Annotated in this window: 15 protein-coding genes and 1 pseudogene; 7 read left to right on the top strand and 9 right to left on the bottom strand. The window is 69.4% G+C overall.

Annotated features, from left to right (window positions below; all coding sequences use genetic code 11):
- Positions 1 to 63: 63 nt before the first annotated feature.
- Positions 64 to 1,275 carry a pyridoxal phosphate-dependent aminotransferase gene (locus tag ACFWHU_RS09995; protein ID WP_387224562.1) on the bottom strand — a complete coding sequence of 404 codons (1,212 nt, stop codon included), beginning with the start codon at positions 1,273 to 1,275 and terminating at the stop codon, positions 64 to 66.
- Positions 1,276 to 1,457: 182 nt separating this feature from the next.
- On the opposite strand from ACFWHU_RS09995, the gene ACFWHU_RS10000 reads away from it, so the two are divergent.
- Positions 1,458 to 3,080, top strand: coding sequence for a choice-of-anchor I family protein (locus ACFWHU_RS10000; RefSeq protein ID WP_387224563.1), 1,623 nt, complete (start codon positions 1,458 to 1,460; stop codon positions 3,078 to 3,080).
- A gap of 101 nt (positions 3,081 to 3,181) precedes the next feature.
- Here the strand turns inward: ACFWHU_RS10000 and ACFWHU_RS10005 are convergent, their stop codons facing one another.
- Both ACFWHU_RS10005 and ACFWHU_RS10010 read right to left on the bottom strand, forming a co-directional pair.
- Positions 3,182 to 4,807: an amidohydrolase family protein gene (locus ACFWHU_RS10005; RefSeq protein WP_387224564.1), complete on the bottom strand. Its 1,626-nt coding sequence runs from the start codon at positions 4,805 to 4,807 to the stop codon at positions 3,182 to 3,184.
- A gap of 73 nt (positions 4,808 to 4,880) precedes the next feature.
- On the bottom strand, positions 4,881 to 6,170 hold the full coding sequence (locus ACFWHU_RS10010) for an amino acid deaminase (RefSeq protein ID WP_385791191.1): 1,290 nt from the start codon (positions 6,168 to 6,170) through the stop codon (positions 4,881 to 4,883).
- A 176-nt stretch (positions 6,171 to 6,346) separates the two neighbouring features.
- Between ACFWHU_RS10010 and ACFWHU_RS10015 the strand changes: the two genes are divergently transcribed.
- The 6 genes from ACFWHU_RS10015 to ACFWHU_RS10040 all read left to right on the top strand — a co-directional run bounded on the left by ACFWHU_RS10015 (position 6,347) and on the right by ACFWHU_RS10040 (position 12,184).
- Positions 6,347 to 7,450 (top strand): sugar kinase, encoded by a 1,104-nt coding sequence (locus ACFWHU_RS10015; RefSeq protein ID WP_387224565.1) that lies wholly within the window; start codon positions 6,347 to 6,349, stop codon positions 7,448 to 7,450.
- The gene (locus tag ACFWHU_RS10020; protein ID WP_385791187.1) at positions 7,447 to 8,235 is read left to right on the top strand and encodes an IclR family transcriptional regulator; all 789 of its coding nucleotides are present in this window, start codon (positions 7,447 to 7,449) and stop codon (positions 8,233 to 8,235) included. Before ACFWHU_RS10015 ends, ACFWHU_RS10020 begins: the two co-directional genes overlap by 4 nt.
- Entirely contained in the window at positions 8,232 to 8,651 is a 420-nt protein-coding gene (locus ACFWHU_RS10025) for a RidA family protein (RefSeq protein ID WP_387224566.1), read from the top strand. Before ACFWHU_RS10020 ends, ACFWHU_RS10025 begins: the two co-directional genes overlap by 4 nt.
- 172 nt (positions 8,652 to 8,823) lie before the next feature.
- Entirely contained in the window at positions 8,824 to 10,302 is a 1,479-nt protein-coding gene (locus tag ACFWHU_RS10030) for a GntP family permease (RefSeq protein ID WP_387224567.1), read from the top strand.
- 15 nt (positions 10,303 to 10,317) lie between these two features.
- Complete coding sequence (locus ACFWHU_RS10035; RefSeq protein WP_387224568.1) at positions 10,318 to 10,758, top strand: hypothetical protein; 441 nt, start codon at positions 10,318 to 10,320, stop codon at positions 10,756 to 10,758.
- Between the two features lie 115 nt (positions 10,759 to 10,873).
- Positions 10,874 to 12,184, top strand: a complete 1,311-nt coding sequence (locus ACFWHU_RS10040; RefSeq protein WP_387224569.1) for an Nramp family divalent metal transporter — start codon at positions 10,874 to 10,876, stop codon at positions 12,182 to 12,184.
- Positions 12,185 to 12,273: 89 nt separating this feature from the next.
- Here the strand turns inward: ACFWHU_RS10040 and ACFWHU_RS10045 are convergent.
- The 6 genes and pseudogenes from ACFWHU_RS10045 to ACFWHU_RS10070 all read right to left on the bottom strand — a co-directional run bounded on the left by ACFWHU_RS10045 (position 12,274) and on the right by ACFWHU_RS10070 (position 18,483).
- Positions 12,274 to 13,382: pseudogene (locus tag ACFWHU_RS10045) on the bottom strand (chitinase).
- 111 nt (positions 13,383 to 13,493) lie between these two features.
- Positions 13,494 to 15,155, bottom strand: coding sequence for a chitinase (locus ACFWHU_RS10050; protein WP_385791722.1), 1,662 nt, complete (start codon positions 15,153 to 15,155; stop codon positions 13,494 to 13,496).
- A gap of 253 nt (positions 15,156 to 15,408) precedes the next feature.
- Positions 15,409 to 15,852 (bottom strand): hypothetical protein, encoded by a 444-nt coding sequence (locus ACFWHU_RS10055; RefSeq protein WP_385791176.1) that lies wholly within the window; start codon positions 15,850 to 15,852, stop codon positions 15,409 to 15,411.
- Between the two features lie 64 nt (positions 15,853 to 15,916).
- Positions 15,917 to 16,339: a DUF3592 domain-containing protein gene (locus tag ACFWHU_RS10060; protein ID WP_385791174.1), complete on the bottom strand. Its 423-nt coding sequence runs from the start codon at positions 16,337 to 16,339 to the stop codon at positions 15,917 to 15,919.
- A 10-nt stretch (positions 16,340 to 16,349) separates the two neighbouring features.
- Positions 16,350 to 16,994: a hypothetical protein gene (locus ACFWHU_RS10065; RefSeq protein ID WP_385791172.1), complete on the bottom strand. Its 645-nt coding sequence runs from the start codon at positions 16,992 to 16,994 to the stop codon at positions 16,350 to 16,352.
- Positions 16,995 to 17,019: 25 nt separating this feature from the next.
- Complete coding sequence (locus ACFWHU_RS10070; RefSeq protein WP_387224570.1) at positions 17,020 to 18,483, bottom strand: hypothetical protein; 1,464 nt, start codon at positions 18,481 to 18,483, stop codon at positions 17,020 to 17,022.
- Positions 18,484 to 18,874 lie beyond the last annotated feature (391 nt).

The following is an 18,874-nucleotide window of genomic DNA, read 5'->3' on the forward strand; positions in this document are numbered from 1 at the left end:
CGTCAGGAGGCCACTCTACATTGGAATCAGTCTAAAGTTGAGCCCAGTCAACAGACCCGCCGTCTACGGCTGCGAATAGCCGTCCAGGAAGTTTCCGATCCGCGTCACCGCGTCCGCCAGTTCCCGCGCCGCCGGGAGCGTCACGATGCGGAAGTGGTCGGGCTCCGGCCAGTTGAATCCCGTCCCGTGCACCACCATGATCTTCTCGCGCTGGAGCAGATCGAGGACCATCTGCCGGTCGTCCTTGATCTTGAAGACCTTCGGATCGAGCCGGGGGAAGAGATAGAGCGCGCCCTTCGGCTTCACGCAGGTGACGCCCGGGATCTGGGTGAGCAGGTCGTACGCGGTGTTCCGCTGCTCCAGGATGCGCCCGCCCGGCAGGACGAGATCGTCGATCGACTGCCGGCCGCCGAGCGCCGTCGCCACCGCGTGCTGCGAGGGCATGTTGGCGCACAGCCGCATATTGGCCAGGATCGTCAGACCCTCGATGTACGAGGTCGCGTGCTTCTTCGGGCCGCAGACCGCCAGCCAGCCGGAGCGGAAGCCGGCGACGCGGTAGTTCTTCGACAGGCCGTTGAAGGTCAGGGTCAGCAGATCGGGCGCGAGGGCCGCGGTCGGGGTGTGGGTCGCGCCGTCGTACAGGATCCGGTCGTAGATCTCGTCCGAGCAGACGATGAGCCCGTGCCTGCGGGCGATCTCCGTGAGCGCGAGGAGCATCTCGTCGCTGTAGACCGCGCCGGTCGGGTTGTTCGGGTTGATGATCACGATCGCCTTGGTGCGGTCGGTGATCTTGCGCTCGACATCGGCCAGGTCCGGCATCCACTCCGCCTGCTCGTCGCAGCGGTAGTGCACGGCGGTGCCGCCGGCGAGGGACACGGACGCGGTCCACAGCGGATAGTCCGGCGCCGGTACGAGGACCTCGTCGCCGTCGTCGAGCAGTGCCTGCATCGACATCTGGATCAGCTCGGAGACGCCGTTGCCGAGGTAGATGTCCTCGACGTCCAGCTCGATGTTCTTGGTCTGGTAGTGCTGCATCACCGCCCGCCGCGCGGACAGCAGCCCCTTCGCGTCGCCGTAGCCGTGCGCGTCGCCGAGGTTGCGGAGGACGTCCTCCAGGATCTCCGGCGGGCACTCGAAGCCGAAGGCCGCCGGGTTCCCGGTGTTGAGCTTCAGGATGCGGTGGCCTGCTGCCTCCAGCCGCATCGCCTCGTCGAGGACGGGACCCCGGATCTCGTAACAGACATTGGCGAGCTTGGTTGACTGGATGACCTGCATGACGGCGAGCTTACGACCGGGTTTCGCGAGGCGCCTGGTGTTTTTGACCACGTCGGTCCGGAGTGTGAGACGGGGAGGCCCGAGAACCCCCGGCGGGCCCCGCATTTTGTTGAGGCAGTGTTCACCGAAGCGGCCCGGTCAGTTCACCCGCCCAGCGGGGGGTCGCACAACGCTGGGCGCTCATGAAGAAGCGCAGCACACTCCTCGCCCTGGCCACCGTCACGGTCATGGCCGCCACCACCGCACTGCTGCCGTCGGCCCTGGCCACCGGCTCGCACACGAAGCCCGGCCACGGCGGCAAGCTCGACCTCACCTTCCTCGGCCGCTACGAGAGCGGCAAGTACGACGAGGGCGGCGCGGAGATCACCGCGTACGACTCCAGGACCCGCCGGGTCTTCACGATCAACGCGCAGGCCGGCACCGTCGACATCCTCGACATCCGCAACCCCGCCGAGCCCCGCAGGACCGGGCAGCTCGCTACCCCCGGTGCCAACAGCGTCGCGGTCCACGACGGTCTGGTCGCCGTCGCCCAGCAGGCCGAGGCCAAGACGGACCGGGGCACGGTCTCGTTCTTCCGCGCCTCCGACGGCCGCAAGCTGAAAGAGGTACGGGTCGGCGCCCTGCCCGACATGGTGACGTTCACCCCCAAGGGTGACCGCGTCGTCATCGCGAACGAGGGCGAGCCCGACTCGTACTGCCCGCCCGGCGGCGAGGAGCCCGCGGGCATCGACCCCGTCGGCTCCATCAGCGTCGTGGAGCTGGACCGGGGGCGTGGCGGCGACCTCCGGGGCGCCACCGTACGCACGGCCGGCTTCGAGAAGTGGGACCGCAAGAAGGCGGAGCTGACCCGGGACGGCGTACTGATCTACGGCCCGAACGCCTCCGTCAGCCAGGACATCGAGCCCGAGTACGTGGCGGTGTCCGAGGACGGCCGCACCGCCTGGGTCACCCTCCAGGAGAACAACGCGCTCGCGCTCGTGGACCTGCGCCGCGCCGAGGTCGAGAAGATCGTCCCGCTCGGGAAGAAGGACCACTCCAGGCCCGGCAACGGCCTCGACGCCTCCGACAAGGACGGCGTGAACATCCGTACGTGGCCGGTCAAGGGCCTCTACAAGCCCGACGGGATCCACGCGTTCACCGCGCGCGGCGGCGAGTACACCGTCAGCGCCAACGAGGGCGACGCCCGCGACTGGGACTGCTTCGCCGAGGAGGTGCGGGTCAAGGACGTCGAGCTGAACCCGAAGGCGTTCCCTGACGCCGCCGCGCTCCAGAAGGACGACGCGCTCGGCCGCCTCAACATCACCAGCACCTCACCGCGCGACAGCCGGGGCCGGGTCACCGAGCTGAACTCGCTGGGCGGTCGCTCGATCTCCGTTCGTGACGAGCGCGGCCGGCTGGTCTGGGACTCCGGGGACGACCTGGAGCAGCTCACGGCAAAGGCGTTCGGGGAGAACTTCAACACCGACCACGCCGAGAACGCCCCCGACAGCCGCAGTGACAGCAAGGGCCCGGAGCCGGAGGGCATCACCACCGGAACGGTGCGCGGTACGACGTACGCCTTCGTCGGTCTGGAGCGGGTCGGCGGCATCGCGGCGTACGACCTGAGCGACCCGCGCCGCCCCAAGGCCGCCGGATACGTCAACTCGCGTGATTTCGCGGGTGACCCGGAGGCCGGTACGGCGGGGGACCTTGGGCCGGAGGGCGTGCTGTTCGTCGCGGCGAAGGACAGCCCGACGGGTGACGCGCTGCTGGTGGTCGGCAACGAGGTGAGCGGGACGACGGCGATCTACCGGGTGGGCCGCTGAGGGCGGGGCCGGCCGCCGTTGCCGGGTTGTCCTCGATCGCCGGACGGGCTTGAGTTCCGCCGGACGGGCTTGAATTGCGCCCGTCCGGCGGTGGGGGCGGCCTACGGCTGACGCCGTACCGACCGGCCCGCCAGGACGTCCGTGCGGCGGCCGTCCTCGATCACGAAGCGGCCGTCGATCAGCACGTGCGGGATGCCCACCGGCAGGGTGCGCGGCGCGGCGAAGGTCGAGCCCGCCGCCACCGTCTGCGGATCGAAGAGCACCAGATCCGCGCGGTAGCCCTCGCGGACCAGGCCGCGGTCCGCGAGACGCAGCCGCGCCGCCGGGCGCGAGGTCAGATGGGCCACGCACTCCTCCAGAGACAGGACGTCGAGCTCGCGCACGTACCGGCCCAGATACTGCGGGAAGGTGCCGTACGCGCGCGGGTGCGGCTTCGCGCCCTGGAGGATCCCGTCGCTGCCGCCGGTGTGCACGCGGTGGCGCATGATCTCCCGCACGTTCTCCTCGTGCCCGACGTGCTGGAGGATCGTCGAGCCGAGCCGGTCGTCGATCAGCAACTTGCGGGCGGTCAGCCAGCCGCTCTCGCCGCGCAGCCGCGCCGTCTCGGCGATCGTCCGGCCGACATGCGCCGTGAGCGCCGGGTCGGCGACACCGGAGATCTCGATGGTGTCCCACTCGATGGGCACACCGTGGCAGCCGTCCGCGCCGATCTCCTCCATGTGGTGCCGGATCTTCTCGGCGGTCGCCGCGTCCCGCAGCCGCTCCAGGATCGCGTCCTGACCGCCCGCGCTCGCCCAACTGGGCAGCATCGCCACGAGCGTCGTACAGCCGGGCGTGTACGGATAGGTGTCGAGCGAGATGTCCGCGCCGTCGTCCAGCGCCTTGTCCAACAGGGTGATCAGATCAGGTGCCCTGCCCTTGTTCACACCGAAGTTCATGGTGGCGTGGGCGAGATGGAGCGCGCAGCCCGCGGTGCGCGTGAGGTCGACCATCTCCTCGTACGCGCGCAGGGCGCCCGCGCCGTAACTGCGGTGGTGCGGGCAGTAGTAGCCGTCGTAGCGGGCCACCACCCGGCAGAGTTCGGTGAGTTCGGCGTCGTCCGCGTACATGCCCGGGGTGTACGTGAGCCCGGAGGACATGCCGACGGCGCCCTGCTCCAGGGACTCGGCGACCAGTTGTCGCATTCGGTCCAGTTCGGCGGGGGTCGCCGGGCGGTCGTCCTGGCCCACCGCGTACATCCGGACCGTGCCTTGCGGCACGAGATACGCCGCGTTGACCGCGATGCCCCGGCCGCCGAAGCCGTGGTCGAGCCGGTCCAGGAACTCGCCGACCGTACGCCAGTCGAAGTCCACCGACGTGTCGCCGGGCGCGCCGCCGTTCCAGCCGGTGATGGCCCGGCGGACCTCGGTGAGCGTGGTGTCGTCGACGGGGGCGTACGACAGCCCGTCCTGGCCGATCACCTCCAGGGTCACGCCCTGCGCGGCCTTCGCCGAGTGGTCGGGGTCCCGCAGCAGCGCGAGGTCGCTGTGCGCGTGCATGTCGATGAAGCCGGGGGCGAGGGCGAGCCCCCCGGCGTCGACGACGCGCGCCCCGGAGAGCGCGGGGCCGGCGCCGGGCCCGTGGCGGCGGATCTCGGCGATACGGCCGTCGGTAACGCCGACGTCCGCCCGGAAGGAGTCCTGACCCGTGCCGTCGACGACACGCACGTCCCGTATGACGAGATCCATGGCTGGCAGCGCTCTCTCTGTGTCGTAGGGGTGCTGGTGAGCGGTTCGTCCTCGGAGGAACCCGCGCGTCGCGTCAGAAGAACGTACGGATGAGATCGGTGACCGTGCCGTCCGCCTCGGCCAGCGGGATCAGCTGCCACTTGTCGAACGACGTGCACGGGTGCGAGAGCCCGAAGCCCACCCAGTCGCCGACCTCGATCACAGCGTCCGGCGACGTGTGCAGCTTGCCGTGCTGGTCGGAGAGGCCGGTGACCGTGATGCCGCGCGCCGGACGGATCTCGCCGGTGCGCGCGTCGCGCACGACCTGCGCCTCAGGCAGGTCGAGGTCGTACGCCGCGTCCCGCTTGCCCGCGTTGACGAACGCCTGCTCCGGCGACGGGCGCGAGATCACCTGGGCCCAGAGCCGGAAGGCCGGCTGGAGCGCGCCCTCGGCGGGGATCCGGTTGAAGGGGGTCAGCCGCTTGTAGTGGCCGTCGTCGTGGGACACGTACGCGCCCGAGCGCAGCAGTTTCAGTACGGGGCGGGACAGCACGGGGATCTCGGCGAAGACGTCCGCGACCGCGTCGAACCACGCGCTGCCGCCCGCGCTCACCACCACCTCGTCCACGGTCCCGGAGAACCGGCCCGCCGCGTCGAACTCGGCGGCCAGCGCGGTCAGCCGGCGCAGCCAGGCGCGTACGGTCTCGTTGTCGGCGTGCGGCACTTCGCCCTCGTAACCGGCGACGCCCACCAGCCGCAGCGTGTCGGTGGCGGCCACGGCGTCGGCGACCCGCGCGCACTCCGCCTCCTTACGGACGCCGGTCCGCGCGCCCTCGCCCGCGCCCAGCTCCACGACGACGTCCACGGGGCGCGAACCGCCCGCCGCCCGCAGCGCCTGGTCCATCAACTCGACGCCGCGCACGGAGTCGACGTAACAGATGAAGCGGAAGGCCGGGTCGCCGTCCAGCTCGGCGGAGAGCCAGCGCAGCGCGACCTCGTCGACGACCTCGTTGGCGAGGAAGATCCGCTGGATGCCGAACGCCCGGTAGACACGCACCTGGTGGGGGAGCGCGGCGGTGATCCCCCACGCGCCGTACTCCAGTTGGCGCGCGAAGAGCTGCGGGGACATGGACGTCTTGCCGTGCGGGGCGAACGCCAGGCCGTGCCGCTCGGAGTAGGTCTCCAGGAGCGCCAGGTTGTGGGTGAGGGACTCGGCGGAGAGGGCCAGCACCGGGGTGGTGAAACCGCCGGTGAAGAGGTTGCGGCGTTCGGCGGCCAGCTCGGCGACGGTGAGGCCGTCGGCGTCCGGCGGCAACCCTTTGAAACGGTGGTCGAGACGCTCGTTCCTGAGGTGCTCTTCGCTGAGTCGTCCGGCGACCGCCATAGGGCCTCCTCCATCTGTCTCGTTGCAACATGTGCAACACCCATTGCGTATGACGCTTGACGCTGTCTAACATCCGAGCCGTTGCCGGGTCAATGATGGGCCCGGCGCCCCGGCCGGTGAAGGCCAAGGCCGGACCAGGTGAAGTCCGCCGGCCATGACGAGCGAGGAGCCCCCGAGTGCCCGCAACGGTAGAGGCGGACCCGACCGGCCCCGGTGGGCCCGGCGGGTCCGTCGACGTGGTCAGCCTCGGTGAGTCCATGGTCACCTTCCTGCCCTCGCGCCCCGGCCGTCTCGCCGACGTCCCCTCTTTCACGCGGACCATCGGCGGCGCCGAGTCCAACGTCGCCTGCGCGCTCGCCGCCGCCGGGCACACGGTCAAGTGGATCAGCCGCGTCGGCGCCGACGGCTTCGGCGACCATCTCGTGGAGGCGATCGGCGCGTACGGCGTCGACACCTCCGCCGTACGCCGCGACGCGGACGGCCGCCCGACCGGCATCTACTTCCGTACGGCCACGGACCGCTCCACCACCGCCCACGAGGTCGCCTACTACCGGGCGGGCTCGGCCGCGTCCGCGATGTCGCCGAAGACGATGGACCGCGCCGACCTGTTCTCCGGCCGCGTCCTGCACCTGTCCGGCATCACGGCCGCGCTCTCCGGCGACTGCCTCGCCCTGATGCGCGAGCTGTCCGAGTGCCGGGCGGGCCGGCCGCTGCTGTCCTTCGACGTGAACCACCGTCCCGCCCTCTGGCGCGACGACTCCGGTCCGCGCGAGCTGCTCGACCTCGCTCGCGGCGCCGACCTCGTCTTCGTCGGCGACGACGAGGCCGCGCAGCTCTGGGACCTGCACAGCCCGGAGGCGATCCGGGAGGCGCTGCCGGAGCCCGCGGTGCTGGTGGTGAAGGCGGGCGCGGACGGCGCGACAGCCTTCGTACGAGACCCCGCCACCGACACAGGCTCCGGCACGGACACCGTCACATCCGTACCCGCCCTGGCCGTCGACGTCGTGGCACCCGTCGGCGCGGGCGACGCCTTCGCCGCCGGCTTCCTGTCCGCGACGCTCCGGGACCTGCCGACCGCGGCCCGGCTGCGCCACGGCCATCTGATGGCCGCCGCCGTACTCACCGACGCCGGCGACGTCTGCGTCCCGCCCGCCCGCGCGCACGCCGACCGCCTCGCCGCACTGGACGACGCGGCGTGGGGCACACTGCGGCTCGGCCCCGGCTGGACGTCCGGGGCCGAGGAGCCCGGACAGCGCCAGGAAGCGGTACCCACCTCATGAGCCAGACCGTCGACCGCGCGCTGAGCATCCTGCCTCTCCTCGCCCGTGGCCCCGCCGACCTCGGACAGGTCGCCGCACGCCTCGACGTCCACAAGTCCACGGCCCTGCGGCTGCTCCGCACCCTGCACGAGCACGGGCTCGTCTACCGCCAGCAGGACCAGCGCTACCGCCTCGGCGCCCGCCTCTTCGCGCTCGCGCAGGAGGCCGTGGAGAGCCTGGACGTACGCGAGATCGCCCACCCGCACCTCACGGCGCTGGGCGAACAGTGCGGCCACACCGTCCATCTCGCCGTCATAGAGGACAGCGAAGTCCTCTACATCGACAAGGTCGAGAGCCGCTACCCGGTCAGGATGTACTCCCGGATCGGCAAGCCGGTCGCCGTCACCGTCGCGGCCGTCGCCAAGCTGCTCATTGCCGACCTGCCCGAAGCCGAGCGCCGCGCACTCGCCGAGCGGCTCGACTTCCCCATGTACACCCCCCGTTCGATCCCGAACGCCGCCGCCTTCCTCAAGGAGCTGGCGACCGTACGCGAACAGGGGTGGGCCACCGATCTCGGCGGCCACGAGGAGTCCATCAACTGCATCGGGGCCCCGATCCGCGGTGCGGACGGCCGGGTCGTCGCCGCCATGTCGGTGTCCGCGCCGAATGTCGTCGTCACCGTCGATGAACTCCTCGCCCTGCTCCCGCTGTTGCGCCGCACCGCCGACGCCATCAGCCGCGAGTATTCGGGGCACACGCACCAACCGGAACCCGCACCCCACGCTCTTCGGAAAGAGATCTCATGAGCGACCAGACCGCGAAGACCGCAGTCGTCCCCGCCACGCACGCCGCGCCGCCGGCCAAGTTCTCCCACGGCATCCGCAAGGGCAACATCCTCCAGGTGGCCGGGCAGGTCGGCTTCCTGCCGGCCGTTCCGGGGGAGGCCCCGACCGTGGCCGGACCGACACTGCGCGAGCAGACGCTCCAGACCCTCGCCAACGTCAAGTCCGTCCTGGAGGCGGGCGACGCGAGCTGGGACGACGTGATGATGCTGCGCGTCTACCTCACGGACGTCGCGCACTTCGCCGAGATGAACGAGATCTACAACACCTACTTCGAGGAGCAGAACCTCAAGGACGCGCCCGCCGCGCGTACGACGGTGTACGTCGGTCTGCCCGCCGGGCTGCTCATCGAGATCGACGCGCTGGCCGTACTCGGCTGATCCGGGCCCTCCGGCCCCTCGGCCGGACGGTCCGACCGCCCGATCCCCACTCGGCACGGCACGGTGCCCGTTCCCCGTACCCCACGGGCGCCGCGCCGCTATCCCCCCTGCCCGATTCCCCGCTCGGGAGCCCGCTCGACACGCTCTGATGCACGAAACACGAGGTCCCCCCATGCTGCTCGCAGCCGACGCACCCCCCGCGCCCGAGGCCCCGCCCCACACCGGCGGACTGCTTCTCCTGATAGACGGGACGGCCGGTCTGCTGACCGTCGCCGTCCTCGGAATCGTTCTCCTCCTCGTCCTGATCATCAAGGTCAGGCTCCAGCCGTTCGTCGCCCTGCTCGGTGTCTCCATAGCCGTCGGCCTCGCCGCCGGACTGTCCGTGACCGAACTCTTCGGCACGGTGCAGAAGTCGGCCGCAGTCTCGATGATCGAGTCGGGCATGGGCGGCATCCTCGGCCATGTCGCGATCATCATCGGACTCGGCACGATGCTCGGCGCGATCCTCGAAGTGTCGGGCGGCGCCGAGGTGTTGAGCACCCGCCTGCTCAACCTCTTCGGCGAGAAGCGCGCCCCGCTCGCGATGGGCGTCACCGGTGTCGTCTTCGGTATCCCGGTCTTCTTCGACGTCGGCATCTTCGTCCTCGCGCCGATCGTGTACGCCGCCGCCAAGCGCTCCGGCAAATCGATCCTGCTCTACGCGATGCCTTTGCTCGCCGGTCTGTCGATGACCCACGCGTTCCTGCCGCCGCACCCGGGCCCCGTCGCCGCCGCCGGTCTGTTCAACGTGGACCTCGGCTGGGTCATCCTGATGGGCGTCGTCGTCGGCGTCCCGGCCGTGCTCGCCGCCTGGGTCTACGCCGCGTGGATCGGAAAGCGCATCTTCGTCGACGTACCGCAGGACATGGTCGAGGCCGCGGCCGAGGCAAAGAGCGCCGTCGCCGCCGAACAGGAGGCGTCGGGCGTCGCCCCGCCCGAGAGGCCGGTGGCCCTCGGTACGGTGCTCGCGATCATCGGCACCCCGCTGATCCTCATCCTGCTGGCGACGTTCTCCTCCATAGCCCTGGACCCGAGCACGCTCCGGTCGGTCGTCGAGTTCTTCGGCCACCCCTTCGTGGCGCTGACGATCGCGCTGCTGCTCGCGTACTACCTGCTCGGCATCCGGCGCGGCTGGTCCCGCAACTCCCTGGAGACCGTCTCCACCGCGTCCCTCAAGCCGGTCGGCAACATCCTGCTGGTCGTCGGCGCGGGCGGGGTCTTCGGAGCCGTACTCAAGGGCAGCGGCATCGCGGACGCGCTCGCCGACACCTTCAACGACGTCGGCCTGCCGATCATCCTGCTGGCGTGGCTGATCTCGGTCGTGCTGCGCGTCGCCCAGGGCTCGGCGACCGTCGCGATCGTCACCACGGCGGGCATCGTCGTGCCGCTGGTCGAGGGCCAGGACATGTCGCAGGCGCACCTCGCGCTGATCATCATGGCGATCTCGGCGGGCTCGATCTTCGCCTCGCACGTCAACGACGGCGGATTCTGGATGGTGGCCAAGTACTTCGGCATCTCCGAGCGCGACACCCTGAAGTCGTGGACGGTGCTGGAGACGGTCCTGTCGGTGGCCGGATTCGTGGTCGCGGCGCTGCTCAGCCTGGTGATTTAGGTACGGTACGGCTCCATGTACCCGGAGCCGAACCCGTACGCGAATCAGCAGCAGAACCCGTACCTGAATCCGCCGCCACACCCCCAGCAGAACCCGTACCTGAACCCGCCACCGCAACCCCAGGCGCAACCGAACCACTACGCCGGCCCGCACGCCAATCCCGAATTCCTCGCGGCCGACAGCACGAGCGGCATCGTCGTCGACGAGACGGGCGTGACGTTCGACTTCGAGGGGCAGAGCGCCGAGTTCCCCTGGTCGGACATCCAGTCCGTGCACTCCAAACCGGGCGGCGGCCACCGGCTCATGGTGGCCGTCGTGCTGCCCGGCGGGAAGTTCTACGAGTGCGTGGTGAAGGCGCGCAACCGCGTGACGCTGGAGCAGTGGTTCCGCGACCTCGGTCACGTCCTCCACGTCTATCTCGGCCGCCAGGACAACCCGGCCTCCTGGACGCCCTGAGCGACACCTCTCGTCGGCGGAAACGGAACCGAGACCGCCGGACCTCTTGCGCGATCTTCGCCGTACGGCTTTGGTGACCCGAGTCACTTACGGGGACGAGTGTGGAGGTCGACGCATGGCAGAAATCACCGACAGCGGTACGGACGCCGCCGAATCGCGGCCGCGCAAGTCGAGTTGGAGGTACATCGGCCCCGGCATCGTCGTGGCCGCGACCGGTGTCGGCGCCGGCGACCTGGTCGCCACCCTCATCGCGGGCAGCAAATTCGGCTACACGCTGCTCTGGGCGGCCGTCATCGGCTGCGTCGTCAAGATCTCCCTCGCCGAGGCCGCCGGCCGCTGGCATCTCGCCACCGGCCGCACCCTCTTCGAGGGCTGGCGCAGCCTCGGTCAGTGGACCACCGTCTACTTCGCGATCTACGTCGTGATCTGGGGCTTCGTCTACGGCGCGACGGCCATGTCGTCGAGCGCCCTGCCGATCGTGGCGCTCTTCCCCGACGGTCCCGGCCTCAAGACCTGGGCGGTCGTCTTCGGGCTGCTGGGCCTGCTGTTCGTCTGGTTCAACAGGTATCTGGTCTTCGAGAAGTTCATGACGGTCGTCATCGGCATGAAGTTCCTGATCGTCGTGTACGTCGCGATACGCGTGGCGCCCGACCTCGGAGCTGCCTTCGCGGGGCTCGCCCCCGTACTGCCTGACGGCTCGCTGCTGTACACGCTCGGTCTGATCGGCGGGGTCGGCGGCACGATCACGATGGCCGCCTACGGCTACTGGGTCAACGCCAAGGGCTGGACCAACACCAGCTGGATGAAGGTGATGCGGATCGACAACCGCGTCGCCTACCTCACCACGGGCGTGTTCGTCGTCGCCATGCTGATCATCGGCGCCGAGCTGCTGCACTCCTCGCAGATCGCGCTCACCTCCGGCGACCGGGGCCTCATCGACCTCGGTGTGGTCCTCGAGGAACGCTTCGGCGTCGTGACGGCGAAGCTCTTCCTGATCGGCTTCTTCGCCACGTCGTTCGGCGCGCTGGTCGGCGTGTGGCACGGCGTGAGCCTGATGTTCGCGGACTTCGTCGAGCGCTTCCAGCGCGAGCGGAAGACCGGCGAGGCCGTCGGCGAGCGGACGGTCGACGAGGTCGCCTCGGGTGCGCGCGAGCGGTCGGTGCCCTTCCGGGCGTATCTGCTCTGGCTGACCTTCCCGCCGATCGGACTGCTCTTCCTGGACCAGCCGTTCGGCCTGGTCGTGGTCTACGGCGTGCTGGGCGCGTTCTTCATGCCGTTCCTGGCGCTCACGCTGCTGTGGCTGCTCAACTCCTCGCGTACGCCGGCGGAGTGGCGCAACGGCATCGTCAGCAACGTGATGCTCGCGGCGGGCGGGCTGCTGTTCGTCGTCCTGTGCGTGCAGCAGGTGCGGGACCTGCCCTGGTGAGCGACGGGTGAGGGAAACACACGGTGGCGCCGTCGGAGTCCGACGGCGCCACCGGTCTGTGGGGGGTGGTTCGGGGTGTCGCGATACGGCTACGGCAGGCCGTGCACGTGCGGGCCGACCGCCTTGGACCAGGCGTCACCGCTGGACGCGTCCCAGTTGGTGGACCAGGCCATCGCGCCGCGCAGACCCGGGTAGGTCTTGTCGGGCTTGAAGCTGCCGCAGTTAGTGCCCTGCGTCAGACAGTCGAGCGCGTCGTTGACGACAGCGGGGTCGGTGTAGCCGCCGCCCGCCGCGCTCGGCGAGGCCGGCAGGCCGAGGCCGACCTGGGAGGGGTCGAGGCCGCCTTCGAGCTGGACGCAGGCGAGTGCGGTGAGGAAGTCGACCGTGCCCTGGGAGTAGACCTGGCCGTCGCAGCCGAGCATCGAACCGCTGTTGTAGTACTGCATGTTGACGACCGTGAGGATGTCCTTCACGGCGAGCGCGGTCTTGAAGTACTCGTTGGACGTCGACTGCATGTCGATGGTCTGCGGCGCCATCGTCAGGACGAATCCGTCGCCCGCCCGACCGGCGATCGACTTCAACGCCTGCGTCATATAGGTGGAGTTGAGGCCGTTCTCCAGGTCGATGTCGACGCCGTCGAAGCCGTACTCGTCCATCAGCGCGGACACGGAGTCGGCGAAGGCGTTCGCCGACGCCTCGTCGTTGACCGAGACGGTGCCCTTCTCGCCGCCGATGGAGATGACGACCGACTTGCCCGCGGCCTGCTTGGCGGCGACGTCGGCCCTGAACTGCTCGTCGGTGTAGCCGCCGAGACCGGCCGAGTCGAGGGTGAAGTCGACCTGCCCGGCCGTGCCGGTGGCGTCCGCGAACGCGACGGCGATGATGTCGTAGTCGTCCTGGACCTCGGCCAGCGTCTGGACGGTCGCGCCGTTGTTGAAGTTCTGCCAGTAACCGGTCACGGCGTGGGCCGGTACGGCGGCGGGTGCGGCGGCGGGTGCGGCGCGGGCTCGTTCGCGGCGTTGGCCGCGGGTACGGCCAGTCCGGCGACGGCGAGAACGCCTGCTACGGCGAGGACTTTGAGCGTGCGGGGCGTGCGGGATCGCGCTTTCCTGTGCACTGCATGGCCTCCGTGGGGGGAGATGTGGGGGCGGTACGGAACGGTGGCCACCGTTTGAACGTACAAACTGGTCCAGACCATTGGCCTTGTCAAGGGCCTGGACACGATGGGCCGTTTTCGGCCCGGATCACACAGCAGCGCCGCCGGGGGAGCGGCGGCGCTGCTGGTCCGTGCGTGGGGGAGCGTGGGGATCTACGGCAGGGCGTGGACGTGCGGCCCTACCGCGTTGGACCAGGCGTTGCCGGCCGTCGCGTCCCAGTTGGTGGACCAGGTCATCGCGCCGCGCAGCGCCGGGTAGGTCTTCGACGGCTTGAAGTTGCCGCAGTTGGTGCCGCGCGTCAGGCAGTTGAGGGCGTTGTTGACGATGGTCGGGGAGACGTAACCGCTGCCCGCGCCACGGGTCGAGGCGGGGACTCCCAGGCCTACCTGGGAGGGGTCGAGGCCGCCTTCGAGCTGGATGCAGGCGAGTGCGGTGAGGAAGTCGACGGAGCCCTGGGAGTAGACCTGGCCGTCGCAGCCGAGCATCGAACCGCTGTTGTAGTACTGCATGTTGACGACCGTGAGGATGTCCTTCACGGCCAGTGCCGTCTTGAAGTACTCGCTGCCGGTCGACTGCATGTCGATGGTCTGCGGCGCCATGGTGAGCACCAGCCCGGAGCCGGCCTTCGCCGAGAGCTGCCGCAACGCCTTCGTCAGATACGTGGAGTTGATGCCGTGCTCGAGGTCGATGTCGACCCCGTTGAAGCCGTACTCCTGCATCAGGGCGTAGGTGCTGTTGGCGAACGCCGTCGCCGAGGCGTCACTGTTGATCGTGACGTTGCCCTTCTCACCGCCCACCGAGATGATCACGGACTTGCCGGCGGCCTTCTTCGCGGCGACGTCGGACTTGAACTCGGCGACCCCGGAGTAGCCGACGGCCGGGTCGAGGTTGAAGACGATCTGGCCCGGCGTGGTCGTCGAGTCGGCGAACGACACGGCGATGATGTCGAACTGGGCCTGGACGTCACGGAGTTTCTGGACGGCAGCGCCGTTGTTGAAGTTCTGCCAGTAGCCGGTCAGCGCGTGCCTCGGCACACCGGGCCCGCCCGGGTCGCCGCCGCCCGGCGAGGTCCGGCCGCTGACGGCAGCGGACTTCGCGGACTCGCCGGCCGCGTTGGTCGCCGACACCTGGAACTGGTACGAGGTGGCCGCCGCCAGCCCGGTCACGGTCGCCGAAGTCCCGGTCGCCGTCTGGACCTTCGTACCGTCGCGGTAGACGTTGTAGCCGGTCGCGCCGCTCACCGCGTTCCAGCTCAGCGCCACCGAGGAGGCGGTCACGGCGCCGGTGGCGAGCCCCGCGGGAGTGCCGGGAGCCTGCGGGTCGGGGTCGCCGCCCCCGCCGCCGTCAGGGCCGAAGACGGAGACGTCGTCGACGAGGTACGCGCTCTGCCCGTACCAGCCGTGCGTGTAGACGGTCACCGCACGCGTCGAGCCGCCCGTCCTGAAGGTCGTGGTGAGCTGCTTCCAGCCGCTCTCGCCGGGTGTCCAGGTCGACACGTCGGTGGTCCCGGTGCCGCTGGCCCCGAGATACGCGTACCCGCCCTGCACCCACGCGCTCAGCGTGTAGGTGGAGTTGGGCTGCACGGCCACGGACTGCGAGCACTTGGCGTTGTCCTGCCCGGCGGGCGTCCCCTTCAGCGCGCCGGCCCCGCTCCGTACGGGAGACCCGACGACGGCCCCGCTCCCGCCGGAACAGGACCAGTTGGCGAGCCCGGCCTCGAAGCCGGCGTTCTTGGCGACATTGATGTCGGCGGCCTGCGCGACGCCGCCCAGCCCGCCCACACTCAGGGCCCCGGCGGCCAGGACGGCCACCATCCCTCCCAGCCAACTCCGCTTCCGGCTGGGTCGGTTGCCGGTGCCGCCCGTGCTGCCGGGTCTGCGTCTGCCGTCGGGTACACGTTCCACTTGATGCCTCCGCTGGGGATGTCGGGTTGGAGGTACGGATCAGGAACGGTGGCCACCGCCAGGCCCGGGACAGGACCTGGCGTAAAAATGGTCCAGACCATTCAAGTTGTCAATACCTCTGACACGACATCCCGCCGACGCGGCACATGGGCCCGACGCAGGGCTACTCGTCCTGGAGCCGTTCCGCCGCGTAACCCGCCACCACGCCCACCACCAGGACGGCGTTCGACATGAGGATGCCCTCGGCCTCCAGGTCCTGCCACTGAAGCACCATGTTCAGCGCCTGGGCCGCCACGCCGACCGTGAAGACCGCCAGGACGTGCTGGGTCCTCGAGTCGCGGAACGGGTCGCGGTGGAACCTGCCCGCCGCCCAGGTGGCCAGCGCTATGCAGACCGCGTTCGGGATGTGGATCAGCATGAGTCTGCCGTTGAAGGTCTCCAGGTTCTCCGAGGTGGCCAGGTGATCGTTGACCAGTGTGGTCTGCAGATACTCCGTCAGGAGCAGGACGACGATGCCGGCCGCCCAGGCGCGTGCGAGGGCGAACACCGCCGCTCCGCGTCCCTCGTCCCGCTGGGCTGACGCCCCCGGGTAGCCGTACCTCGTCATCGCCAACCGCCTCCGTAAGTGCTCGTGCTGTGGGGCCGGGGGCGGGAACCTGAATCCCGCCCTCTCAGACCACCGTGAAAAGAAGAACCGCCGCGAAGCCGGCCGCCGCCAGCCCGCAGCCCGCCACCAGCAGCCCGTACTGGAGTACCGGCGACCAGTTGCCGCGGCACGCGACCGTCGCCGTGCGCTCCGGGGCCGCCGGGTCGTACGTCACCGTGACCGGGTCGCCGACGCGAATCGACCGGCTCGCCAGATCCTCGAACTCGATCTGGCGGCCGTCCGGCAAACGGAAGGTGAAGAAGTACTGCCGTGCGTCGGACCTGTTGTAAGGCTCCTGCTCGATCCGTACGCAGACGCCTTCCGCCCGAATGCCCTTTCGCAGTGCCCGATTCACGCCCGAAAGGCGACGCGCGTAGTGCGTTGCCAACCAGCCGAAAAGCAGAATCATGCCGCCGAAGAAAAGGTAATCACCGCCCGGAACAACCATTGCCGACCGCCTATTCGACCGTGATCGAGTCGATGATCTTCTTCAGGTCGCCGTCGCTGAGCTTGCCCTTGACCGCGTCGATCCGTACCGCGAATGTCTTGTCGTCGGCATCCAGGCCCGCGATGATCACGCCGTCGACGCGGGTGCCCGCCTTCGGGTCGAGTGCCCCTCCCGGGGTCCCCGCCCCGGAGTCGGCACCCGAATCCTTCTGGGTGAATTCGAAGTTGATCCGCCGAGCCTCCTCCTCGCCGTCCGGGCCGGAGACCTTGATCTCCTCCTGCTTCCCGAGCGTCGAGCCCAGCGCGACCCCCGCCTCGGCGCCGATCGCCGCCTCCTCCACGGAGTCGGCGTCCGTGAAGTCGAGCTGCACGGTGATCATGCCGATGGTCCCGCTGTCGTCCGAGAGCGTCGCCGCCGCCGCGTTGTACTTGCTGCGTTCGGCGGCGCTCTGCGCTTCGAACGCCGACGGGTGCGCCACCGTGACGGCCGGGGTCTTGAGCGTGCCCCAGCCCTCCGGCACCGTGCCGGTCCTGGCCTCCGTGCCGCACCCTGCCGCGAGCAGGAGCGTCGCGAGCGCGGCGGTCGCGGTCGCGAGGGCCGTCCGTCCGGCCGAGCCGGCCGTCTTGTCTCTCGTCTTGCCGTCGTTGCTGCTCATGGCGTGTGTGCTCCTGTCCCCGGGATCAGTTCGCACAGTAGCTGTACGGGACATAACTGCGGTTGTCCCCCTGCGGCGCACCAAGGAACTGTGCGTCGTTGAGGTTCTCCTCCTTCTTCTCGGTGGAGACCGAGAAGCCGAAGCTCAGACCCAGATTCAGTTCGAATCCGTACTCCGCGGCCTCGGTCTGGCCGGTGTAGGTGTTCTTGCTGGACAGGCCCTCGTCGAAGAGGAGCTGACCGAACGGGTCGTCCGCGCCGGGCCGCTTCGTCGGCGCGTGGTCGTCGAACATGTAGGCGAACGGCGCTCCGTTGTCACCTGTGCCGTCGAGCCACTCCTGGGCGACCGCACGCTGCTTGTCGCCCTCGGCGCCCGGCTTGAGGACGATGGAGTTGGTGACGACCTCGATGCCGGTCTCGCCCTCGGTGCCCTTCCCGCTGCCGCTGCCGCCGCGCTTGTCGCCGTCCTTCTTGCCGTTGTCGCCGCCGACCGTGACGCCGTCCTTCGTGGCGCCCTTCTCGACCGTGCGCGTCATGTCGATACGCAGCAGCTCACCGGTCGTCTTGTCGTGGCTGACCGTGATGGTGCCGGTCTGGGTGTTGGTCGCGCTCGACTCGCCGCTGATGGGCCCGGCCTCGTAGCCGACCTTGCCCGTGTACTCGATGGCCGCGCTGTACGTGTACGACTTGAGGTTGCGGTAGTTGTTGTCCGTCCAGGTCACCTCGGGCGAGAACTTGAAGGTGCCCCCGAGTGTCGCGCTGAGCTTCTTCTCGTCGCCCGCCGACAGCTTCATGCCACCGGCGGCGCTGGCCTCCAGGCCGACCTTGCCGTAGCTGATGTGCCGGTTGCCGAGCTTCTCGTCGATGCGCTTGCGGAGCTGCTCCTCCTCGTACATCGGACCGCTGTTGAAGAGGTAGGCGATGCTGTTGCCGAGCCCGCCACCACGCGAGTTGGCGTGCCGGTTGGCCAGCTCGTACGTCTTGAGGTCCTCGATGTCGTCGCGGAACTTGGCCGCGTCCTCCTCGCTGTCGAAGACCCAGGTGTCCCCGTTGGTCACCTTGATCCCGGCACCGAGCTCGACCTTGTCCGAGCCGAACTTGCCCACCTTGGCGCCCGGCTTCCAGTCCTTCTTGGCGGCTATGGACGCGGCGTCGGTGAAGGTCATCATCACCTGCTGGTCCTGGTCGTCGACCTTGCCGTCCTTGTTCACGTCGTTCTTGGACTGGAAGGTCTGCTGCTGGAAGCCGTACTCCTCGCCCCACTCGATGAACAGCAGCTTGCCCTTGGCGCCGGCCTTGTCGCTGATCGAGGAGATCTGGCAGAGCGGCGGCTCGTAGTCGGCGTCCGTCTTCGGCGCGGCCTGGTTCTCCTTGCCGCCGCCGGGTGTGCACGGTCCGAACGTGACCAGGCACTTCAGCTGGTCGGCGATGGTCCCGTCGACACCGGTACCCACCAGTGCCCCCGCGACGGCCGCGACGACCACCACCATGCCCACGTACTCGGTGGCGGAGGTGCCGCGGTCCCCCCGCGGCCCTCCTCTTGCCCCTCGTACCGGTTCCCGCCTCATCCGACCGTCCCCCTCGGTGGACCGCACAGCTCTTACGTATGCGGAATCGGATTCGGAGCGTACGGACGGGCCGGACCCGGTTGCGTGGGTCCCTGGACCCAACCCGGACCCAAAGAGCACCAGTCGCCTGGTGGCCGGTGTTCGGGTCGGCTACTTTCAAGTTCAAATGAAACATGGGTTAACGCCTGACTGCTTCGCCCGATTTTGGTGGTGCCTACGATGTGCGGGCCGAGCCACCGACATCGGTGAGGTGTTCTCTGTGCCCTAAGTCGTGGATAAAGTGCTGAGCAGTAGTTCAAGCTGTTTCGAAGCG

This window comes from Streptomyces sp. NPDC060366, assembly GCF_042725135.1.
Taxonomy (GTDB): Bacteria; Actinomycetota; Actinomycetes; order Streptomycetales; family Streptomycetaceae; genus Streptomyces.